Below are 18,561 nucleotides of genomic sequence, written 5' to 3'. Positions count from 1 at the left end.
ACGCAACCATCGGAAAGATTTGGTCGTAATCGCGACGTATCCAATTCATCTTTAACAAATCACAATTAGATCCGATGAAAATCCTTTCAACTTCCAAAATGCTGGTGGCATTGGGACTGTTAATGGCCGTTAGCTTGTCCTGCTCGGACGATGACGACAATACCCCCACGCCCACACCAACCAACGATGTTCAATTGAAAGACAATGCGACGCTGGGTAAAATCCTGACCGACAGCAAGGGCAGAACGCTTTACTATTTTTCAAAGGATGCGTCCGGTGCTTCGGCTTGCTCGGGACAATGCCTGGTCAACTGGCCAATTTATTCGGCAGGCGACCTCACGGCGATCAAACTCGATGCTGGTTTGGATAAGGCCGATTTCGCGACGATTACGACGGGTGGCCAGTCACAAACAACTTACAAAGGTTGGCCGCTTTATTATTACAAAGACGATGCGGTTGCGGGAGATGTGAAAGGAGAGAATGTAGGTACAGTTTGGTTCGTCGCCAAAACCGACTACACCATTATGATTGCCAGCGGCCAGCTCGTGGGTAACGATGGAAAATCGTACAAATCGGACTACACCGAAGGTACTGGTGCTACTCAATTCTTCACCGATGGCAAGGGAAGAACATTGTACGCGTTTGTCAACGACAAAAACAATAAGAACAATTTTACCAAGCCCGACTTTTCGAACGACGCTGCCTGGCCTATTTACACTGCCGACCTGAAATCGCTGCCCACAGGAGTTGATAAGACCTTGTTCAGCACGATCGATGTGTTTGGGAAAAAACAGCTGACTTACAAAGGCTGGCCACTTTATTATTTTGGTCAGGACGGAACGACCAGAGGTGCTACCAAGGGCGTAAGCGTTCCTACGCCAGGTAAGTGGCCGATCGTCAATTTGCAATCACCGAATGCGCCTAACTAAATAAGTGCTTATTGCAGAGTGTAATTGGAAAGTGGCGCTCCCGTCGGGATCGCCACTTTTTTATTTGCCCCAGCGGGCTACCAGTTCTTCAAATTGCTTCTGCAAATGTAAAGTCCGTTTGCCGGCCAGGCCATTTCCGACAGGCTGGTCGCTGATCTGCACCACGGGCATGACCCATTTGGTGGTACTAGTCGTGAAAACTTCGTCGGCGGTAATCACTTCTTTATAGGTTATCGGTCGAATTTCTACCTCGAAGTGTGCTTGGGCAAGCTCGATGACCACGCGGCGGGTAACGCCGTTGAGGATATTCCGGTCGGAGGTAATGAGTTTGTCGCCCTGGAATGCAAACAGGTTGCTGCGCGTGAGCTCGCTTACTTCGCCGTCTTTGTGGAAAAGCAGGTCGGCCGCATTCTGGCGTTTCAGTTCGTCGGCCATGAGCACCATATGCACATAATTTGTGGTTTTAACCTCCGGCAAATCGCGAACATATTCGTAAGGAAGCACTTTAATACCTTTCAAACGGCCAGCCGGATTATCTTGCGGCAATGCCTCGGTGCGGATCAGCAAATTAGGTTGCACCACATGCACGCCATCCGGGGCATAACCACCTGTAAGCACAAACCGGAATGCTACTTCCGCCTCACCCGACATGGAATGCAAATCCGCCAGGATCTTTTCAGTTTCCCCCCGCGTCACCGGAAGCGGCAGTTTCAGCAACCGCGCGGAATTTTCGAAGCGTTGCCAGTAATCCTCCCAACGGAAGGGAATGCCATTATAAGTCCTGAAAAAATCGAATAAGCCATAGCCACGCAGCAACGAGAGGTCGTTTGTCTGAAAAACGGGCTGGTCGAGCGGAACGATTTCACCGTTAAAATATTGGTAAAAAGGCATGAAAAGCAGATTTTGTTGACTGGGGTAAAGTTATTAATAAAGGCTTTTCAAATACTGCTTTTGTAAATGTAAATGCCGGTTTTTAGGTTTTATCTTTGCGGCTCACATAACCTGTCGGGCCAGTTGTCGGCCTGGCAACATTACGCTTCGCATGATCGAACCCACTGCATTACTTGAAAAACTACAAATCGAATTCGACCGGCATTCCTATGGCAACACGCCTGTGGAGCTTTATGAGCCGATAACCTACATTATGTCACTCGGCGGGAAGCGTTTTCGTCCTTTGTTGACGCTCCTTGCTGCTTCCATTTTTGATACAGATATTGAAAAAGCCACGAAGCCAGCCATGGCAGTAGAGGTGTTTCACAACTTCACGCTCATGCACGACGATATCATGGACCGTGCGCCTTTGCGAAGGGGCATGCCTACGGTGCATGAAAAATGGAATGCGAATACGGCCATTCTGTCGGGGGATGTAATGCTGATCCGTGCATATGACCTCCTGCTGGACGTGCCGCAGGATAAATTCCGTTCAGTTTTAATGCGATTTAATCAGACGGCCGCGGAAGTTTGTGAAGGGCAGCAGCTCGATATGAATTTCGAAACGCGCTGGGATGTGACGGAAGAGGAGTATATTGGTATGATTCGCCTGAAAACATCGGTATTACTAGGTTTTGCATTGGAACTGGGCGGCATGATCACGGGGGCGGATGAGGAGACGACCAAGCTTTTGTACTCGGCAGGTGAGAATATGGGTATTGGTTTTCAGCTGAAAGACGACCTGCTGGACGTTTACGGTGATCCTGCGAAGTTTGGTAAACAGGTAGGCGGCGATATTATTGCTAATAAAAAGACATTCCTGCTGATTGAAGCGCTGTCGAAAGCCGAAGGACAGCTGAAAACCGAGCTTGACCACTGGATAGGTCTTGAAACATTCGATAATGCCGAAAAAGTAGTAGCGGTAACCGGCATTTACGACGCGTTGGGTATCCGGGCATTTACCGAACGTAAAATAAATGAATATTTTTCGCGCGGAATGGCTAGTTTACAGCAATTGCGCACGGACAGTGTTCAGAAAGAAGTGCTCTTGCAGTTTGTGGAGCAGCTCGTGGCGCGGGAAAAGTAGATCATTCAATCAATAACCCATTTTATGTCGATTACCCTTATTTTAGTAATTATAACCTCGGGGATCAGCTATTACGCGTTCAACAATTACAGTTTGATGGACAAGCTGATCCTGAACCCTTACCGCGTGACACAGCGCAATGAATATTATCGGTTTGTTACATCCGGCTTTGTGCACGCGGATTTCGGGCACTTAATTTTCAATATGCTCAGCTTATGGTTTGTAGGCGAAAGCATCGAGCGGCTGTTCGGCATGCTTTTCGGCGCGAGCGGGACATTTTACTATCTGGCTCTGTACCTGGTGGGGATCATCGTTTCGGACATTCCTACATTTTTGAAACACCGGAAAAATTCGAAATATAATTCGCTCGGAGCGTCCGGCGGTGTTTCGGCCGTGCTTTTTGCGGCAATTCTTTATGCGCCGCTGATGCAGATCTGCCTTTACTTCTTCATTTGCATGCCCGGCTTCATATTCGGTTTGCTCTTCCTCGGCTATTCATTTTATGAAGCGCGGCGCGGCACGAGCTATGTGAATCACAGTGCGCACATGTACGGGGCCATTTTCGGGATGGTATTTATGGCAGTGGTGTACCCCGGCGCGGTACCCCAGTTTTTCGAGCAAATCCTGACTTGGCGGTTATTTTAATGTAGCCAGCACAGTAACGCTGCCTACCGTCTTGTCTTGAAGATTAACATTGATTTCGGCGTCCAGGGGGATATAAAGATCGACTCTGGACCCGAATTTGATGAAGCCCATTTCGGTGCTTTGCTCTACTTTATCGCCTTCCTTCACATACCAGCGTATACGACGCGCAGCCGCACCGGCGATCTGGCGGAACAATACTTCCACGCCCTCAATGGTGCGGATCACGACGGTGGTACGTTCGTTTTCGGTACTCGATTTGGGGTGCCAGGCAACGAGGTACAAGCCCGGATGATATTTAAAATACTGAATAACCCCGCTGATCGGGTTCCAGTTGACATGTACATTCAGTGGCGACATGAAGATGCTGATCTGGCGGCGTGGCCCTTTGAAGTACTCAGTTTCAACAACCTCTTCGATCACTACCACCTTGCCATCGCAGGGCGCCACAATCTGGCGGTCGCTTTGATGGATAACACGCTTAGGAACGCGGAAAAACTGCACAACGAGGAAAAAAACGATGATACTGCCGATCAGCACAAGACGCGGGATCCAGTAGCCGTCAGGAAGGAGATAATTGATCCCTAAATTGATAATGATCAGTACAATGGCCGTTACAGCCATAATAGTATATCCCTCTCTATGCAGTTTCATGCAAGCTTGTTTTTTGTTAATGATGGTCTCTAAAATGCAAATATCGCATAAATCCTGATTTTCCGGCAACGAAAAAGCCCCGACGGTAACGCCGAGGCCATTTTGGTAACGTTTATAGTCAGTTATGGTCAGGCGTTGTCATTTATTGTCAATTGTAACAACCTCTTGCCATCCTGACTACCAATGGCTATATCTGACCACACCCGACAGCCTTGCGGCTAGTCTTCATGCACGTCAATCACGACGCAGTCGCCGTTTTTGACTTCATGTTCTACTTTTTTGAACTTCACGTCGCGGAGAATGCGGCCATCTCGGTATTGAACCGAAACTTTCTGGTTGCGGTCGGCGATTTTGATCGTCCGCACAGGCTGTGCTTTCGTGGTAGATTCCTGTGAATGGAAAGTGTCGCTTTCCAGGTCGTAATCTTCTTCACGGTTGGTATGAAGCTCGGGCGCGGGCTCTGGCCTGCGGACCTGCTGCGGTACGGCAGTTGGCGGTGCCGCTTCTTCCTGAGGAATGTCAGCCTTCATGAGGAAGGAGATCATATCAAAGTTTACTTTACTCAGGAAGCGTTTAAAGAGTTCCACCGATTCGAACTTATAAATCAGCAACGGATCTTTCTGTTCGAATACCGCGTTCTGGACCGATTGTTTCAAATCGTCCATTTCACGCAAATGCTCCTTCCATTCCTGGTCGATGAGCGAAAGCACGATCGCTTTCTCCATTTCGCGGGTAATGTCTTTGCCTTCGCTTTCAATGGCTTTCTGCAAACCAACTACTACGCCAGCCTGACGGATACCGTCTGTGAATGGGATCATGATCTCAGAAATTACGGCACCGCGTTCTGCCTGGATCGAGCGGAGAACCGGCAATGCCTTGCCTGAGATCGAGTCGTTTTTGTCCTGATATTGTTTCTCGGCCGCTTCGTACAATTTTTGCGTGCGGTCGGCGGGTCTCAATGCTGCATACTCATTTTCGCTGAACGGGATTTCCATTCCAAGCGTCGTGATGGCCGCGAGTTCAAGCTCCGCGTAACTTCCGGCAGTCGTAGCGATTTCGTCGCACACATCGAACAATGTATTGGCAATATCCACCGCCAGACGATCCCCGAACAATGCATTGCGACGACGGGTATAGATCGCGTCACGCTGATAGTTCATTACATCGTCATATTCGAGCAGGCGTTTCCGCATGCCGAAGTTGTTCTCTTCTACTTTTTTCTGCGCTCTTTCGATCGACTTGGTAATCATGCCGCTCTGGATCACCTCGCCTTCTTCGAGGCCCATGCGGTCCATTACCTTCGCCATACGGTCGGAACCGAACAAACGCATGAGGTTGTCTTCCAGAGAGACGAAGAATTGGGATGAACCCGGGTCTCCCTGGCGTCCCGAACGACCACGCAGCTGGCGGTCGACGCGACGGCTTTCGTGGCGTTCTGTACCGATGATCGCCAAACCGCCTGCGGACTTGGATTCCGCAGTCAGCTTAATGTCGGTACCACGACCGGCCATGTTCGTCGCAATCGTTACGGTTCCCGGCTTACCTGCTTCGGCAACTACTTCCGCCTCACGCTGGTGCTGTTTCGCATTCAAAACCTGGTGCGGGATCTTGCGGAGCGTAAGCATCCGGCTGATGATCTCGGAGTTTTCAACCGAAGTCGTACCCACGAGTACCGGCCTGCCGGCTTCCACGAGTTCTACGATTTCATCGGTTACCGCATTGTATTTCTCACGAACCGAGCGGTACACTTTATCTTCCTGGTCTTTACGGACGATTCCTCTGTTGGTAGGGATCGAAACGACGTCCAATTTGTAGATTTCCCAGAATTCACCTGCTTCCGTTTCGGCTGTACCGGTCATACCAGCCAGCTTGTGGTACATCCGGAAGTAATTTTGCAGGGTAACCGTCGCGTATGTCTGCGTGGCGTCTTCCACTCGTACGTTTTCTTTCGCTTCAATAGCCTGGTGAAGGCCGTCGGAGTAACGGCGACCATCCATAATACGGCCGGTTTGCTCGTCGACGATCTTAACCTTTCCGTCCATGATCACGTACTCCACGTCTTTTTCAAAAAGCGTAAATGCTTTCAGAAGCTGGTTAACCGTGTGGATACGGGCTGTTTTTACGGAATAATCGCGGATCAATGCTTCTTTCGCGATCACACGATCGTGTTCGTTGAGCGAAGTGTCTTTTTCGATCGCGTCGAGGTCAACAGCGATGTCCGGCAGAATAAAGAAATTGGCCTCTTCCGACTCGCCTGTCAGGAAGTCGATCCCTTTCTCGGTCAATTCAATGCTGTTATGGCGCTCATCGATCGTGAAGTAAAGAGGTGCATCGGCTTGGGGCATCAGTTTCTGGTTTTCTGCCAGGTAAATCGATTCCGATTCCTGCATAATAGCCTTCACGCCGCCTTCGCTGAGATATTTGATCAAGGGCTTGTACTTTGGCATACCGCGGTGTGCGCGGAACAATGCCAAACCGCCTTCTTTTTTATCGCCGGCCTGGATTTTCTTTTTAGCCTCGTTGAGGAAGTCCATCGCGAGGCGTTTTTGAGCTTCCACGATCCTCGAAACGCGTGGTTTCAGTTCCAAAAACTCCTGCTCATCGCCGCGCGGCACCGGACCGCTGATGATCAATGGCGTACGGGCATCATCGATCAAAACGGAATCGACCTCATCGACCATTGCGAAATGGTGCTTGCGCTGAACGAGTTCTTCCGGCGTCCGTGACATATTGTCACGCAGGTAGTCGAAACCGAATTCGTTGTTGGTACCATAAGTGAGGTCTGCTTTATAGGCATTGCGGCGTGCAATAGTGTTCGGCTGGTGGCGGTCGATACAGTCGACGCTCATGCCGTGGAATTCGAAAAGCGGGGCATTCCACTCGGCATCGCGTTTCGCGAGGTAGTCGTTCACGGTAACGATGTGGACGCCTTGTCCGGCCAATGCATTCAGGAATGACGGCAGGGTAGCTACAAGGGTTTTACCTTCACCCGTTGCCATTTCGGAAATCTTGCCCTGGTGCAGTACCACACCACCGATCAGCTGCACATCGTAATGGACCATATTCCATTTAATAGGCTGGCCGATTACGTCCCAGGTTGTGTTCCAGGTCGCTTTGTCACCGCTGATGGTTATATGCGACTTTTTAGTAGCGATTTCGCGGTCAAAATAGTTGGCGGTTACTTCCAGTTTATCATTTTCCGTAAAACGGCGTGCTGTATCTTTTACGATGGCAAATGCTTTTGGAAGAATTTCCAGCAACACCCTCTCCAGTTCTTTATTTCTTTCCAGTTCGAGCGCGTCGATTTTCTTGAAGATCGCCTCTTTGCTGTCCACATTCGGTTCGTCGGCAGCCTGTTGTTTCAACGTACCAATCTGTTCGTCGATAGACTTCAGTTGATCGGCAATATGTTGTTTCAAGTTCGCGGATTGTGCCCGGAGCTCATCATTCGACAGAGAGGCTAGGAGTGCATATTCGGCATTGACTTTATCAACGTACGGAGTTAGTTCCTTTAAATCCCGTTCCGATTTCGTGCCAAACAGCTTGGAAAATATTTTAAACATGATGTGATGTATGTTTTTTAACCGGTTTTATCCTTGAAAATATTGAGCCTGTACATAAACGCGTGTCACATTGTCAGCAAAAACTCCTATTTCTTAGGCCAAAGGTAATTCATTGCCAATACTATTACGCAACAACTGGCATAATCCTAATGCAGATCTAATGTTTTTAATCACTAAAAATAACCCGTGCTACCGGCCAATAACCGCCTGTATAGATTTAGAACCACTACTAGGTAATGCATAGTACCTTTAACACATCAAAACGATTTAAACAGATATAGCCATGAACCACAATAGATTGTTCCGTAACACCAGCAACAAAATGATCGGCGGCGTAGCCTCAGGATTAGCTGATTACTTCGAAATCGACGTCACAATTGTCCGTGTATTGTTGGTACTCGCAGTGTTCATTCCGGTCACATTCCCTGTCATTTTGTTTTACATCATCCTTTGGATCGTCATGCCTGACAGCGCAAAACGACCCAAAGAGCTGGAACAAGGGCACATCCCTTCCTAAAATTTAAATTTCCATCAGCAAAGACTCGGTAGTTGCAAACCGTCGGAAAACAAACTCCGGCGGTTTGTTGTTTTAGGATTAATACCTATTTTTACCAATGGTATGCAGGCATACTATCACAAGCGCCTGCTTAAAACTGATTCCAAAAACAGATCCAATATGAACGCATACATTGTTGCGGGCTATCGCACCGCGGTGGGCAAGGCGCCGAGAGGCGGGTTCCGGTTTACACGTCCCGACGACCTCGGTGCGACGGTGATCAGGCATTTGCTGGAACAGACCCCGCAGCTCGACCCAACCCGCGTGGATGATGTGATTGTGGGAAATGCGGTGCCGGAAGCGGAGCAGGGAATGCAGATGGGCCGGTATGTAGCCTTGCTTTCTTTACCCAAAAATGTGTCTGGTATCACCATCAACCGCTATTGCGGCTCAGGCGTAGAGGCGATTGCCATGGCTTCCGCGAAAATACACGCCGGAATGGCCGAATGCATTATCGCCGGCGGTACCGAATCGATGTCGCTTGTGCCTACAATGGGTTGGAAAACCGCATTGAACTACGAAATCGCTCATACGAATCCGGATTATTACCTGAGCATGGGCCTTACCGCCGAGCAGGTTGCCAAGGATTTCAATATCAGCCGTGAAAAGCAGGATGAATTTTCATTCCAATCTCACCAGAAAGCGCTGCGCGCGCAGAAGGAAGGCTGGTTTACCGAAGGCATTGTGCCGGTGACGGTGAAGGAAACGTTTTTCGACCAGGCCTCCGGTAAGAAGAAAACAAAGGAAACGGTCATCAGCCAGGACGAGGGCCCGCGTGCGGATACCACTGTTGAAGCATTGAATAAATTGAAACCGGTTTTTGCGGCGGGCGGATCGGTAACGGCAGGAAATTCTTCCCAAACTTCCGACGGTGCCGCATTTGTGATCGTCATGTCCGAAAAACTGGTGAACGAATTAGGCCTGAAACCCATTGCACGCATGATGTCGTACGCGACAGCGGGCGTGGATCCTCGCATTATGGGCATAGGGCCGGTTGCGGCAGTGCCGCTGGCATTGAAACAAGCCGGTTTGCAGCTAGGCGATATTCAGCAGGTGGAGCTAAATGAGGCATTTGCAGCACAAGCGCTTGCGGTTATACAGGAGTTAGGCATCGATCCCGATATCGTGAACCCGAACGGCGGCGCGATTGCATTGGGACACGCATTGGGCTCCACAGGCGCAAGGCTTTCGGTGCAGCTTTTCAACGAAATGAAGCGCCGCGACCAGAAATATGGCATGGTTACGGCCTGTGTAGGAGGCGGCCAGGGTGTTGCGGGCATTTACGAAAGGCTTAATTAAGCCGTAGACTAACATTCGACCCGATTTTAAAGGTCTCCCCGGAAGTGTTACCCATCTTCCGGGGAGATTTTTTATTTTTGCCCTTTCATCATGCACGCCGGCTTTCATGGATGTTTCCATTATTATCATTAATTACAGGACACCCCAACTCATTAACAATTGCTTAGATTCGATCAAACGGTTTACCTCCGGGGTAACCTTTGAAGTGATCGTGGTAGACAATGACCCGGCGAATGGCGGAGGTGCTTTGGTGAGAGAGGCCCATCCGGAAGTGCGGTGGATCGACATGGAATTCAATGCGGGTTTCGGTATTGCCAATAACCGCGGCATGGAAATTGCACAGGGAAAGTACCTGCTGCTGCTGAACGCCGATACGCTGCTGACCGACAATGTGATCGGCCGGTGTTTCAACCGGATGAACCAGCGGACGGACATTATCGCCTGCGGTGCATTGCAATATTACCCCGATGGTACACCGATGCCTTTCTACCGCAGCTTTAACGAATTTCGGAAGACGTTTTTCATACTTCCCCCGAGTGGTTTGGTAGATAAGCTCATCGGCAAACTTTATCCTGAACCGGCCTATACCGATCCGGACCAGTACGACTGGCTCGTAGGCGCATTTATGTTTGTGAGAAGGGAAGGTTTCGAAAAAACGGGCGGTTTCAGCAGTGAGTTTTTCATGTACGGCGAAGACGTGGAATGGTCGGGCCGGTTGGGAAAGCTCGGGAAGCTGTGCTATTTTCAGGATTGCATTTTTATCCATCTAGAAAATAACAACCCGTTCCGTCGGACGCATATTTCGTGGATCAACCGGTTCAGTACCCAAATGCAGGTTTCTAATTTTCTTTGGGTCAGGAAGCAATACGGCGTTTTTCAATATATCATGCTGATCCTGCATTACATTTTCATGGTGCCGGTCATTTACGGTTGGAAGATGCTTCTGAACCTGAGAAAAAATGGGAATCCGTTCTCGGAACTTCGCACACAATATATATATGTAAGGAAGACCCGCGTTCTTTTAAAATATTTCTGGAAAACGCTGTTCCTCAGAAAAGGGTTGTATAAGATCAAGCCTCAGGAGAACATCGACCTCTTAACTGCCTCTGCATGAATCAATCCAAGAAAAGAATACTCTTTTTTACGCCCTATGCCACACGGACAGGATCTGAGATGATGCTGTTGTACATTCTGAAAAAAATAGACCGTTCCCGTTTCGACGTCGGTATCGTCAGTTTTGCTAACGGCGAACTGCTGGCCGAGTTCCCCGAAGATATTCCCGTCCATATTGCCCCGCGCAAGTTCAATACGATAGAAAAAATTTCCTTTCACCTGGGCATTAACCCAACGCTCCGGGCATTAAGAAAGCTTGCCAAGAGTTTCCGGGCGGATTTCTGGTATGTGAATACAACCATGATCCCCGAGACGATCGTGGTGGCCAAAGAATTCGGTATTAAAGTAATTACCCACTTCCATGAAATGCCGCTCACTTACGCGTACCTGAGCGCGCCCGATTTCAAAAGCATCGTGGATTATTCGGAACTGCTGATCGGATGCTCTCAAACGACTTGCGATGCATTGAAAGATGCCGGCGGGAAGAATGTGGGCCTGCTTTATTCCTTCATAGATCCTTCGCTTGTAAAAAAAGACGATCACCGGTCGGCCGAACTCCGGCAGAAGCTTAGGATACCGGCCGATGCATTCGTATGGATTTTGTCGGGTATGACTTCGGAGCGAAAAGGCTTCGACCTGCTGCCCGATATTGCGGCAGAAGTGAACGATCCGAATGTCCACCTCGTGTGGGTAGGTGCAACGATCGACGATGGATTGGTGTATTATACCGAGCAACGCTGCGCGAAAAACACGTCGGCGACCAAAATTCACCTGACCGGCAAGCAAAAAGAAGATTATTATGCCTACCTTAATATGGGTAATGGTTTTCTGCTCACTTCCCGGCAAGACCCATTTCCACTGGTGATGATAGAAGCTGCGTTGTTGGGTAAGCCTATTGTTTCATTCCCTTCCGGAGGCGTTTCCGAGTTTGTAAAGGATGGAATGGGTGTTGTTACCGAGGATCTGAGCGTCAGGCAAATGGTCGCGGCGATGCGGTCGGTAATGCGTGGCGACACGAAAACCGACAGTGCGAGGAGCATTGAAGTAGCGAGCCGGTTCAATGTGGAAAACGGATATAATGAGTGGATTGAATTAATTGACAAAACCCGTTAGTATGCTCAATTCTACGTGCGCAGTGAAGTTTTTGACCCGTATTTTTTTGTTACTGAGCGTATTGGCGCTGGCAGGCCGCGTTTCGGGGCAAAGCCAGCAAAGAACGACCGAAATAGATAACCAGCGTTACCTGGCGCTGATGCTCCTGAACCTCACCGACCCGGACGATATTGGCCCGGAACCGGACCTGATCCGCTCCGCAAAGGACTTTGGGCTCAATGCGGTATACATTACTATTCCCTGGGACAAGGTCTATTTCAGCTCGCCTACCGAAACGCCCCAATGGGCGAAATACGATCAGCAGATCAAAATTGCGACGGATTTGGGCATGAAGGTCGCATTACGCGTTCACCTTGGCCGGCACAGCACGCGCATCAAAGGTTTTTGGGAGGTTTCCGACAGTCAGTTCAGCCATTCCAATAAGCCGTTGCTCAGCGGTTACCAGGATACATTTTTTGGCTTTGATAACCAGACCATTCTCGATAAAGGGGTGGCTTTTGTAAAAGAGGTCGTAACCCGTTACAAATACCTGCAGACCGATAAAAAGTTGCTCTACGTGTCGGTGACCAATACCGGTACGCAGGAAGGGGAATATCCCGGCGGGCTGATCGAGAAAGGAAAGGAAGAGGCGGCCGTTTACGACTATTCGCCTTCGATGGTGAAAGGGTTTAAGGATTTTGTAAAATCAAAATACAAGAAGATCGAGCGGATCAATTTCCTGTGGGGAATGACGTTTAAATCGTTCGACGAGGCGAATCCGCCTGCGACTGCCTGGGAGCCTAATCTTTCCTTCCGTCAGCGCTATGGGAAAGACTGGTACATCTACCGCCATATGATGCTCAAAAGGTTTACCGAGCAAATGGTAAGCGCTGTCAAAGGCGTCGACCCGGCTATTAAATATGTTTCTGATTACGGTTCGGTATTCGATTCGCAGTCGGCATCGCGGGGCACGTTGGGCTTTCGTGACCTCAACCAAAAAACGGATGGTATCAAGGTAAACGACAACCTGGCCACGCACGACCATCGGTGGTCGGTGGATATTTTGAAAAGCGATGCGCCGGCAGGTTTTATCACGGCCAATGAGCTTTTTGTGAGTTCCTACCTCGATAACAATGCCCACATCAAACAAATCAACGAAAACTTCGAACACGGTGCCAATGTGGTAGCGGTCGTCATTTCGCAAAAAGAGCAGATGGCACGTGCGGAAGGCTTTTTGCGCCAGGGAGCGACCTTCTGGTTGAACAAACCCATGACTCCGATCGTGTATGCCGATTCGGTCTCGTACCGGTTGTCGGCAGCTACCGAAAAGGGCGGTGCGCAGGGTGTGATCTACGATGAATGGGCCAAACGCGCCTACGCCGATCCGGCAAAGCCACGGCCTGTCCGCATTCGTTTGATCGAAGACATATTGTCGCCAAGTTACTGGGCGGATGCCTCCAACTACATGCCTTATGTTTTCAGACCGGTTCCTATGCAAATAATTCCGGTAAATAAGGACTTCCAGTACCGGCTGCCTATCGATACTTTCTCGGATGTGGATGGAACGGTCGTACGGGTGGAAGTAGGTGCGTTGCCCGCGTGGCTGCGCTACGAGAACGGCGTTCTCAAAGGCAGGCCCGGTACGTTGGGCGACTACCGCATTTCGGTAAAAGGAATTGACGACGAAGGAGGTTCGGCGGAAGCATTTTTCACCATTCGGGTGGATACGCGCGAGAATGCCAATAAGCCGCCGACCGTCGACAGTAATTTCTCGAATCAGATGGTGGCCGTGGGTAAGCCATTTACTATTACGATTCCAAAAACGGCGTTCGTCGATCCGGACGGCGACATTACCAAAGTGGAAGCCAGCGAACTGCCTTCCTGGCTGACGTTTTCGAACGGCATATTGAGCGGAACACCTATGAAACTGGGCGATTACCGCATCAGTCTTAAAGCCTATGATGATCTTAACGCATTTGTCGAAACTTACTTCACGGTTAAAGTCGTGGAGCCGCAGTTCCTGAATGCGCCACCGTTTGCCACCAGTGGTTTGCCCGTAAAGTATGCGCAGATCAATATGCCTTTCAACTACATTCTGCCCACCAATATTTTTGGCGATCCGGATGGCTATATTTCTTCCATTACCGTGCAAAACCGGCCTTCTTGGCTCAATTTTGCCATGAACGAATTTTCAGGAACGCCCAAGGAAGAGGGCGAGTACCAGCTGATCATCCGCGCATACGACAACGCGGGTGCATACGTGGAAATCCCGCTGGTGCTGCTGGTGCAAATCCCCGAGATCCGTTTTGAACTCGTTCAGGGAGGCAGCAAGGTGGATCAGCGGGTGATCAGGAAGTTGTCGGGCGATGACGTAATCCCTTACGATTCGCTGCCGTCGAAACTGAATATGTATGCCTACGGAAATTTCGAGTACGACAAAGTCTCTTTTGATCTGAACGGTCCCTATCGCCGAAAAGCAACTACTGCGATATTCCCTTATGCGCTGTATGAGGATGCGTCTGGATTTGCGCCTTATGTAGGGAGGTATACTTTAACTGTCACCGCATTTAAAGAGGATTCCGCAGTAGTCACGAATTCCATCGAATTCGGCATTTCGGCGGGAGATAAGGCAGACATCACCAAGAACATGGCCGACTGGGCATTTTATCCTAACCCGGTTGAAAGCATCGTCAATATCAAACTTCCCGAATACCAGCCGGGAGATAGCCTGAGCTGGGAAATTGTGACCGTGGCGGGCAAGAGAATTCCGATTACCAGTTCACTGGTGAAGATTTCGGATTCCCTGGCCAACCTCGACCTCGATGCCATCGGGCTGTCCGCGGGCATTTATTTTATCAGGGTCGAAAACAACGGAGAGTTCTTAAAGCAATTCAAGGTTTTCAAGAAATAGCAAAGCCGCATGTCTCTGCAATTGTTGGTGACCGCCATTTGATGGCGGTCATTTTCATTTATTTTTAATAATAGTATGCTTGCATAATAATTTTTATGACCTATATTTGCATTAACCTGTAATGGTATGCAAGCATACTCAACACGTTCCCGACTAACCCGCATTCAGATATGTCCGTTGCAGCAGTAAATCAAACCTCCATCAAAGGAGGTGAATTCCTGATCAAGGAAACCCTGGCCAGCCAGATTTTTATCCCGGAAGAATTTAATGAAGAGCAGCGCATGATCGCTGATACGTGCCGAGATTTCCTTTCGAAGGAAGTGTGGCCGCATCTGGATGAAATCGACCATGCCAAAAGTCCGGCGCTGATCTCCGGCCTGATGGACAAAGCGGGTGAGCTGGGCTTGCTGGGGACTGCGGTCCCCGAAGAATTCGGCGGCTTTGGAATGAATTTCAACACTTCCATGCTCGTGGCAGAAGCGACGGGCGCCGGTAATTCATTCTCCGTGGCACTTTCGGCGCATACCGGGATTGGAACATTGCCGATACTCTACTACGGGAATGAAGGGCAGAAGAGCAAATACCTTCCTAAACTCGCTTCGGGGGAGTGGAAAGCGGCCTATTGCCTCACCGAGCCCGATTCGGGCTCCGACGCCAATTCAGGTAAAACGAAGGCGAAATTGAGCGCCGACGGTAAGCATTACGTCGTGAATGGCCAGAAAATGTGGATCACGAACGGCGGTTTTGCAGACATTTTTATTGTTTTTGCTAAAATTGAAGAGAATGGCGAGACCGATAAAAACCTGACGGCATTTATCATCGAAAAATCATTTGGTGGCATTACCATGAACGAGCCCGAGCACAAAATGGGCATCAAGGGGTCGGATACGCGCCAGCTTTTCTTCAACGATTGCCTGGTACCGGTAGAGAATATGCTCTCCGAAAGAGGTAACGGGTTTAAAATAGCAGTTAATATCCTTAATGTCGGCCGTATCAAGCTCTCGGCAGCGGCCCTCGGAGGCTCAAAACGTGTCGCTTCGCAGGCGATACAATATGCCAACGAACGCAAGCAGTTCGGCACGGCGATCGCCAATTTTGGTGCGATCAAACACAAACTGGCCGAAATGGCGGTAGGCATGTTCGCGACCGAATCGGCGGCTTACCGCGTGGGACAAAATATAGATGACTTAATCCAGGCCTTCAAAGAGAAGGGAATGAACGATGAGGAGGCGAAATTGAAGGCTCTGGAGGAATTTGCGATTGAATGCGCGATCATGAAAGTGCACGGCTCGGAAGTACTGGATTTTGTGGTCGATGAAGGTGTGCAAGTGTATGGAGGGATGGGTTTCTCTGCCGATGCACCGATGGATCGCGCATATCGCGATAGCCGGATCAACCGGATTTTTGAAGGTACCAATGAAATTAACCGCTTGCTGGTGGTGGATATGCTGCTGAAACGCGCCATGAAAGGCCAGCTTAACCTCATGGGGCCGGCGGCGGCAGTGGGCAAAGAAATTTTGTCGATCCCCGATTTTAGCTCCAATGAGGATGAAACATTGTTCGCAGCCGAGAAAAAAGTGATCGGAAACCTGAAAAAGGCCGCATTGATGATTGCCGGTGCCGCGGTACAGAAGTTTATGATGAAACTTTCTGAGGAACAAGAGATTATCATGAACCTCGCCGATATGGTAATTGAAATTTTTGTAGCTGAATCGGTGTTATTGCGGGTGGAGAAGCGGATCGGGCTGTTGGGCGACGCGCCTAATGCATTGCATAAAGATATAGCGGCCATTTACCTCAACCGTGCGGTAGAAAAGGCGAATATCGCCGGTCGTTCCGCCATTACCAGCTTTGCGGAAAGCGATGAACTTCGCGTGATGCTGATGGGGCTTAAAAGGTTCACGAAGATCGAACCGGCAAACCTGAAAGACGCACGCCGCCGCATTGCCGACGAGCTGATTGCCAAAAATGACTATGTCTTTTAAAAAATCATAAATATCTCAGGTGTATAACCTGCTACAACTGAAAACCAAAATGTACACGTTGAAAGCCGTATCTGACTCAGATGCGGCTTTTTTGTATCTTGGTAAAAGGTTTTCGATTATCGGTCAAAATGCGCAATTTTAGGAAACCAAAATCGACGGCTTTCTCGTTAGAGAGTAGGTTTCTTTTTTGACTCAAATAGCAAAATAAATACGTTGGATTCTCTACTAGCTACTGAAAAACCACCTTTCATGACATTGCATTCCGTGGATCTGCGTACCACAGGCCAGTTTCCTGCATTATTACTCGACTATCTGGACCAGAAACCGACGCTCGAATCTTTTTACAGCATTTTCCCGACGCTAGAGAACGCCGAAAAGGTTATTTTGAACAAAAAAGGATTTGATGCAGAGAAGCGCAAAACGCTCGTGGAAGTGCTAACGAGGCAATATCACGGACTGCCTTACCTCCCCGATTTTTCAGTTTTATTACAGGACAATACATTTACCGTCACAACCGGTCACCAACTGAATATCTTCACCGGGCCGTTGTATATTGTTTACAAGATCGTTACGATCATCAAGCTTGCCGAAGCGTTAAAGGCGAAGTATCCCGCATATAACTTCGTACCGATTTACTGGATGGCTTCGGAAGACCATGATTTTGAAGAAATCGCATCTTTCCATCTGTTCGGGCAGACGCACAAATGGACGGGAGAGCATAAAGGGGCGGTAGGAAAGCTCAATCCTAAGGAATTGGCGGGTATTTTGAAGCAACTGCCTGATAAACCGCTGCTTTTTGCGAAGGCCTATCTGGAAAATAACACGCTGTCGGATGCGGTTCGATGTTATATGCACGAACTTTTCGGACGATACGGGCTGATCAGTCTGGACGCCGACCACGCCGACCTTAAACGCCACTTCCTGCCTGTTATCCGGGAAGAGCTCAAAGACTCCATTTCGGAAAAACTCGTTACAGAAACTACTTCCCGGTTGAATGCGCTCGGTTACCACACGCCCCTGCACGCGCGCGAAATCAATTTCTTCTATCTTGACGACAATCTTCGCGAGCGTATCGTGCGCGAAGGCGACGTTTTCAAAGTACTGAATACCGAGCTGGAATTTAGCGAGGAAGAATTGCTGGCACTTGCGGAAAGCAATCCGGAGCATTTCAGCCCGAACGTGATCCTGCGCCCGTTGTACGAGGAAGTGATTTTGCCCAATCTGGCGTATATAGGGGGGCCGTCAGAAGTGCCCTACTGGATGCAGTTAAAAGGCGTTTTTGACCATTTCGGCGTACCTTACCCCATGCTGATGCCGCGGAATTTCGCGCTGTACATGAACGGTCATCAATATAAGAAAGCGCAGAAGCTGAAAATCGATTACAAGGACTTGTTCCTCGACGAGATCGCGTTGCGCAAGACTTTTATCGAACGCAATACGGAGCACGAGCTCAACCTGAATGATCAGAAAGAGGCGTTCAATGCAGTTTTTGAACAAATCCTTGCCAAGGCTACCGAAGTAGATCAAACGATGCATGGCGCAGTGAAAGCGGAGCAAACCCGCCTCTTGAATTCGCTGAAACACCTCGAAAAGCGCATTATCCGCGCCGAGGAGCGTAATCATGAATCGGAGATCGAACAGTTGCTAACCCTCAAAAACAAACTGTTCCCGAACGGAATCGCCCAGGAACGGTATGACAATCTGCTGAATTTCTACATTAACGATCCTCAGTTCATCCAGAAGCTCTACAATGCCTTCGATCCGTTAGATTTCAGGTATAATGTGCTGCTGGAAGAGTAG

13 protein-coding genes are annotated in these 18,561 nt (G+C 49.2%); 10 read left to right on the top strand and 3 right to left on the bottom strand.

Going from position 1 to position 18,561, the window contains the following annotated elements; translation table 11 throughout:
* The first annotated feature begins 74 nt into the window (after nt 1-74).
* Complete coding sequence (locus IEY24_RS28065) at nt 75-929, top strand: hypothetical protein (RefSeq protein WP_229223304.1); 855 nt, start codon at nt 75-77, stop codon at nt 927-929.
* A 60-nt stretch (nt 930-989) separates the two neighbouring features.
* Here IEY24_RS28065 and IEY24_RS28060 read toward each other — a convergent pair whose 3' ends face one another.
* On the bottom strand, nt 990-1,820 hold the full coding sequence (locus IEY24_RS28060; RefSeq protein WP_188938606.1) for an aminotransferase class IV: 831 nt from the start codon (nt 1,818-1,820) through the stop codon (nt 990-992).
* Between the two features lie 154 nt (nt 1,821-1,974).
* Here IEY24_RS28060 and IEY24_RS28055 point away from each other — a divergent pair, with 154 nt between their 5' ends.
* Together IEY24_RS28055 and IEY24_RS28050 are read left to right on the top strand one after the other, a co-directional pair.
* Nucleotides 1,975-2,946, top strand: coding sequence for a polyprenyl synthetase family protein (locus IEY24_RS28055; RefSeq protein WP_426295883.1), 972 nt, complete (start codon nt 1,975-1,977; stop codon nt 2,944-2,946).
* A 24-nt stretch (nt 2,947-2,970) separates the two neighbouring features.
* Nucleotides 2,971-3,591 (top strand): rhomboid family intramembrane serine protease, encoded by a 621-nt coding sequence (locus IEY24_RS28050; RefSeq protein ID WP_188938604.1) that lies wholly within the window; start codon nt 2,971-2,973, stop codon nt 3,589-3,591.
* Here the strand turns inward: IEY24_RS28050 and IEY24_RS28045 are convergent.
* Complete coding sequence (locus IEY24_RS28045; RefSeq protein ID WP_188938603.1) at nt 3,583-4,242, bottom strand: phosphatidylserine decarboxylase family protein; 660 nt, start codon at nt 4,240-4,242, stop codon at nt 3,583-3,585. The two genes, IEY24_RS28050 and IEY24_RS28045, sit on opposite strands and share 9 nt — an antisense overlap.
* A 218-nt stretch (nt 4,243-4,460) precedes the next feature.
* Nucleotides 4,461-7,805, bottom strand: coding sequence for a preprotein translocase subunit SecA (gene secA / locus IEY24_RS28040; protein WP_188938602.1), 3,345 nt, complete (start codon nt 7,803-7,805; stop codon nt 4,461-4,463).
* Nucleotides 7,806-8,088: 283 nt separating this feature from the next.
* Here secA and IEY24_RS28035 point away from each other — a divergent pair, with 283 nt between their 5' ends.
* From IEY24_RS28035 to bshC, 7 genes are all read left to right on the top strand, one after another.
* Complete coding sequence (locus IEY24_RS28035) at nt 8,089-8,322, top strand: PspC domain-containing protein (RefSeq protein ID WP_188938601.1); 234 nt, start codon at nt 8,089-8,091, stop codon at nt 8,320-8,322.
* Nucleotides 8,323-8,481: 159 nt separating this feature from the next.
* Complete coding sequence (locus IEY24_RS28030; RefSeq protein WP_188938600.1) at nt 8,482-9,660, top strand: acetyl-CoA C-acyltransferase; 1,179 nt, start codon at nt 8,482-8,484, stop codon at nt 9,658-9,660.
* 106 nt (nt 9,661-9,766) lie between these two features.
* Nucleotides 9,767-10,774, top strand: a complete 1,008-nt coding sequence (locus tag IEY24_RS28025) for a glycosyltransferase family 2 protein (RefSeq protein ID WP_188938599.1) — start codon at nt 9,767-9,769, stop codon at nt 10,772-10,774.
* A complete protein-coding gene (locus IEY24_RS28020) occupies nt 10,771-11,886 on the top strand; it encodes a glycosyltransferase (RefSeq protein ID WP_188938598.1) in 1,116 nt (371 codons plus the stop codon). The genes IEY24_RS28025 and IEY24_RS28020 overlap by 4 nt, the downstream gene beginning before the upstream one ends.
* A gap of 1 nt (nt 11,887) precedes the next feature.
* Nucleotides 11,888-14,776, top strand: a complete 2,889-nt coding sequence (locus IEY24_RS28015) for a putative Ig domain-containing protein (protein ID WP_188938597.1) — start codon at nt 11,888-11,890, stop codon at nt 14,774-14,776.
* Nucleotides 14,777-14,946: 170 nt separating this feature from the next.
* Nucleotides 14,947-16,761 carry an acyl-CoA dehydrogenase FadE gene (locus IEY24_RS28010; RefSeq protein WP_188938596.1) on the top strand — a complete coding sequence of 605 codons (1,815 nt, stop codon included), beginning with the start codon at nt 14,947-14,949 and terminating at the stop codon, nt 16,759-16,761.
* 249 nt (nt 16,762-17,010) lie between these two features.
* Nucleotides 17,011-18,561 (top strand): bacillithiol biosynthesis cysteine-adding enzyme BshC, encoded by a 1,551-nt coding sequence (gene bshC, locus IEY24_RS28005; RefSeq protein WP_188938595.1) that lies wholly within the window; start codon nt 17,011-17,013, stop codon nt 18,559-18,561.

Origin of the sequence: Dyadobacter endophyticus (assembly GCF_014641595.1) — a bacterium.
Taxonomy (GTDB): Bacteria; Bacteroidota; Bacteroidia; order Cytophagales; family Spirosomataceae; genus Dyadobacter; species Dyadobacter endophyticus.
This window is presented reverse-complemented; position numbering and strand designations above follow the sequence as displayed.

Coding starts and splice junctions, on each gene's coding strand:
- IEY24_RS28065 (WP_229223304.1), top strand. CDS start 75: ATGAAAATCCTTTCAACTTCCAAAATGCTGGTGGCATTGGGACTGTTA.
- IEY24_RS28060 (WP_188938606.1), bottom strand. CDS start 1,820: ATGCCTTTTTACCAATATTTTAACGGTGAAATCGTTCCGCTCGACCAG.
- IEY24_RS28050 (WP_188938604.1), top strand. CDS start 2,971: ATGTCGATTACCCTTATTTTAGTAATTATAACCTCGGGGATCAGCTAT.
- IEY24_RS28045 (WP_188938603.1), bottom strand. CDS start 4,242: ATGAAACTGCATAGAGAGGGATATACTATTATGGCTGTAACGGCCATT.
- secA (WP_188938602.1), bottom strand. CDS start 7,805: ATGTTTAAAATATTTTCCAAGCTGTTTGGCACGAAATCGGAACGGGAT.
- IEY24_RS28035 (WP_188938601.1), top strand. CDS start 8,089: ATGAACCACAATAGATTGTTCCGTAACACCAGCAACAAAATGATCGGC.
- IEY24_RS28030 (WP_188938600.1), top strand. CDS start 8,482: ATGAACGCATACATTGTTGCGGGCTATCGCACCGCGGTGGGCAAGGCG.
- IEY24_RS28025 (WP_188938599.1), top strand. CDS start 9,767: ATGGATGTTTCCATTATTATCATTAATTACAGGACACCCCAACTCATT.
- IEY24_RS28020 (WP_188938598.1), top strand. CDS start 10,771: ATGAATCAATCCAAGAAAAGAATACTCTTTTTTACGCCCTATGCCACA.
- IEY24_RS28015 (WP_188938597.1), top strand. CDS start 11,888: ATGCTCAATTCTACGTGCGCAGTGAAGTTTTTGACCCGTATTTTTTTG.
- IEY24_RS28010 (WP_188938596.1), top strand. CDS start 14,947: ATGTCCGTTGCAGCAGTAAATCAAACCTCCATCAAAGGAGGTGAATTC.
- bshC (WP_188938595.1), top strand. CDS start 17,011: ATGACATTGCATTCCGTGGATCTGCGTACCACAGGCCAGTTTCCTGCA.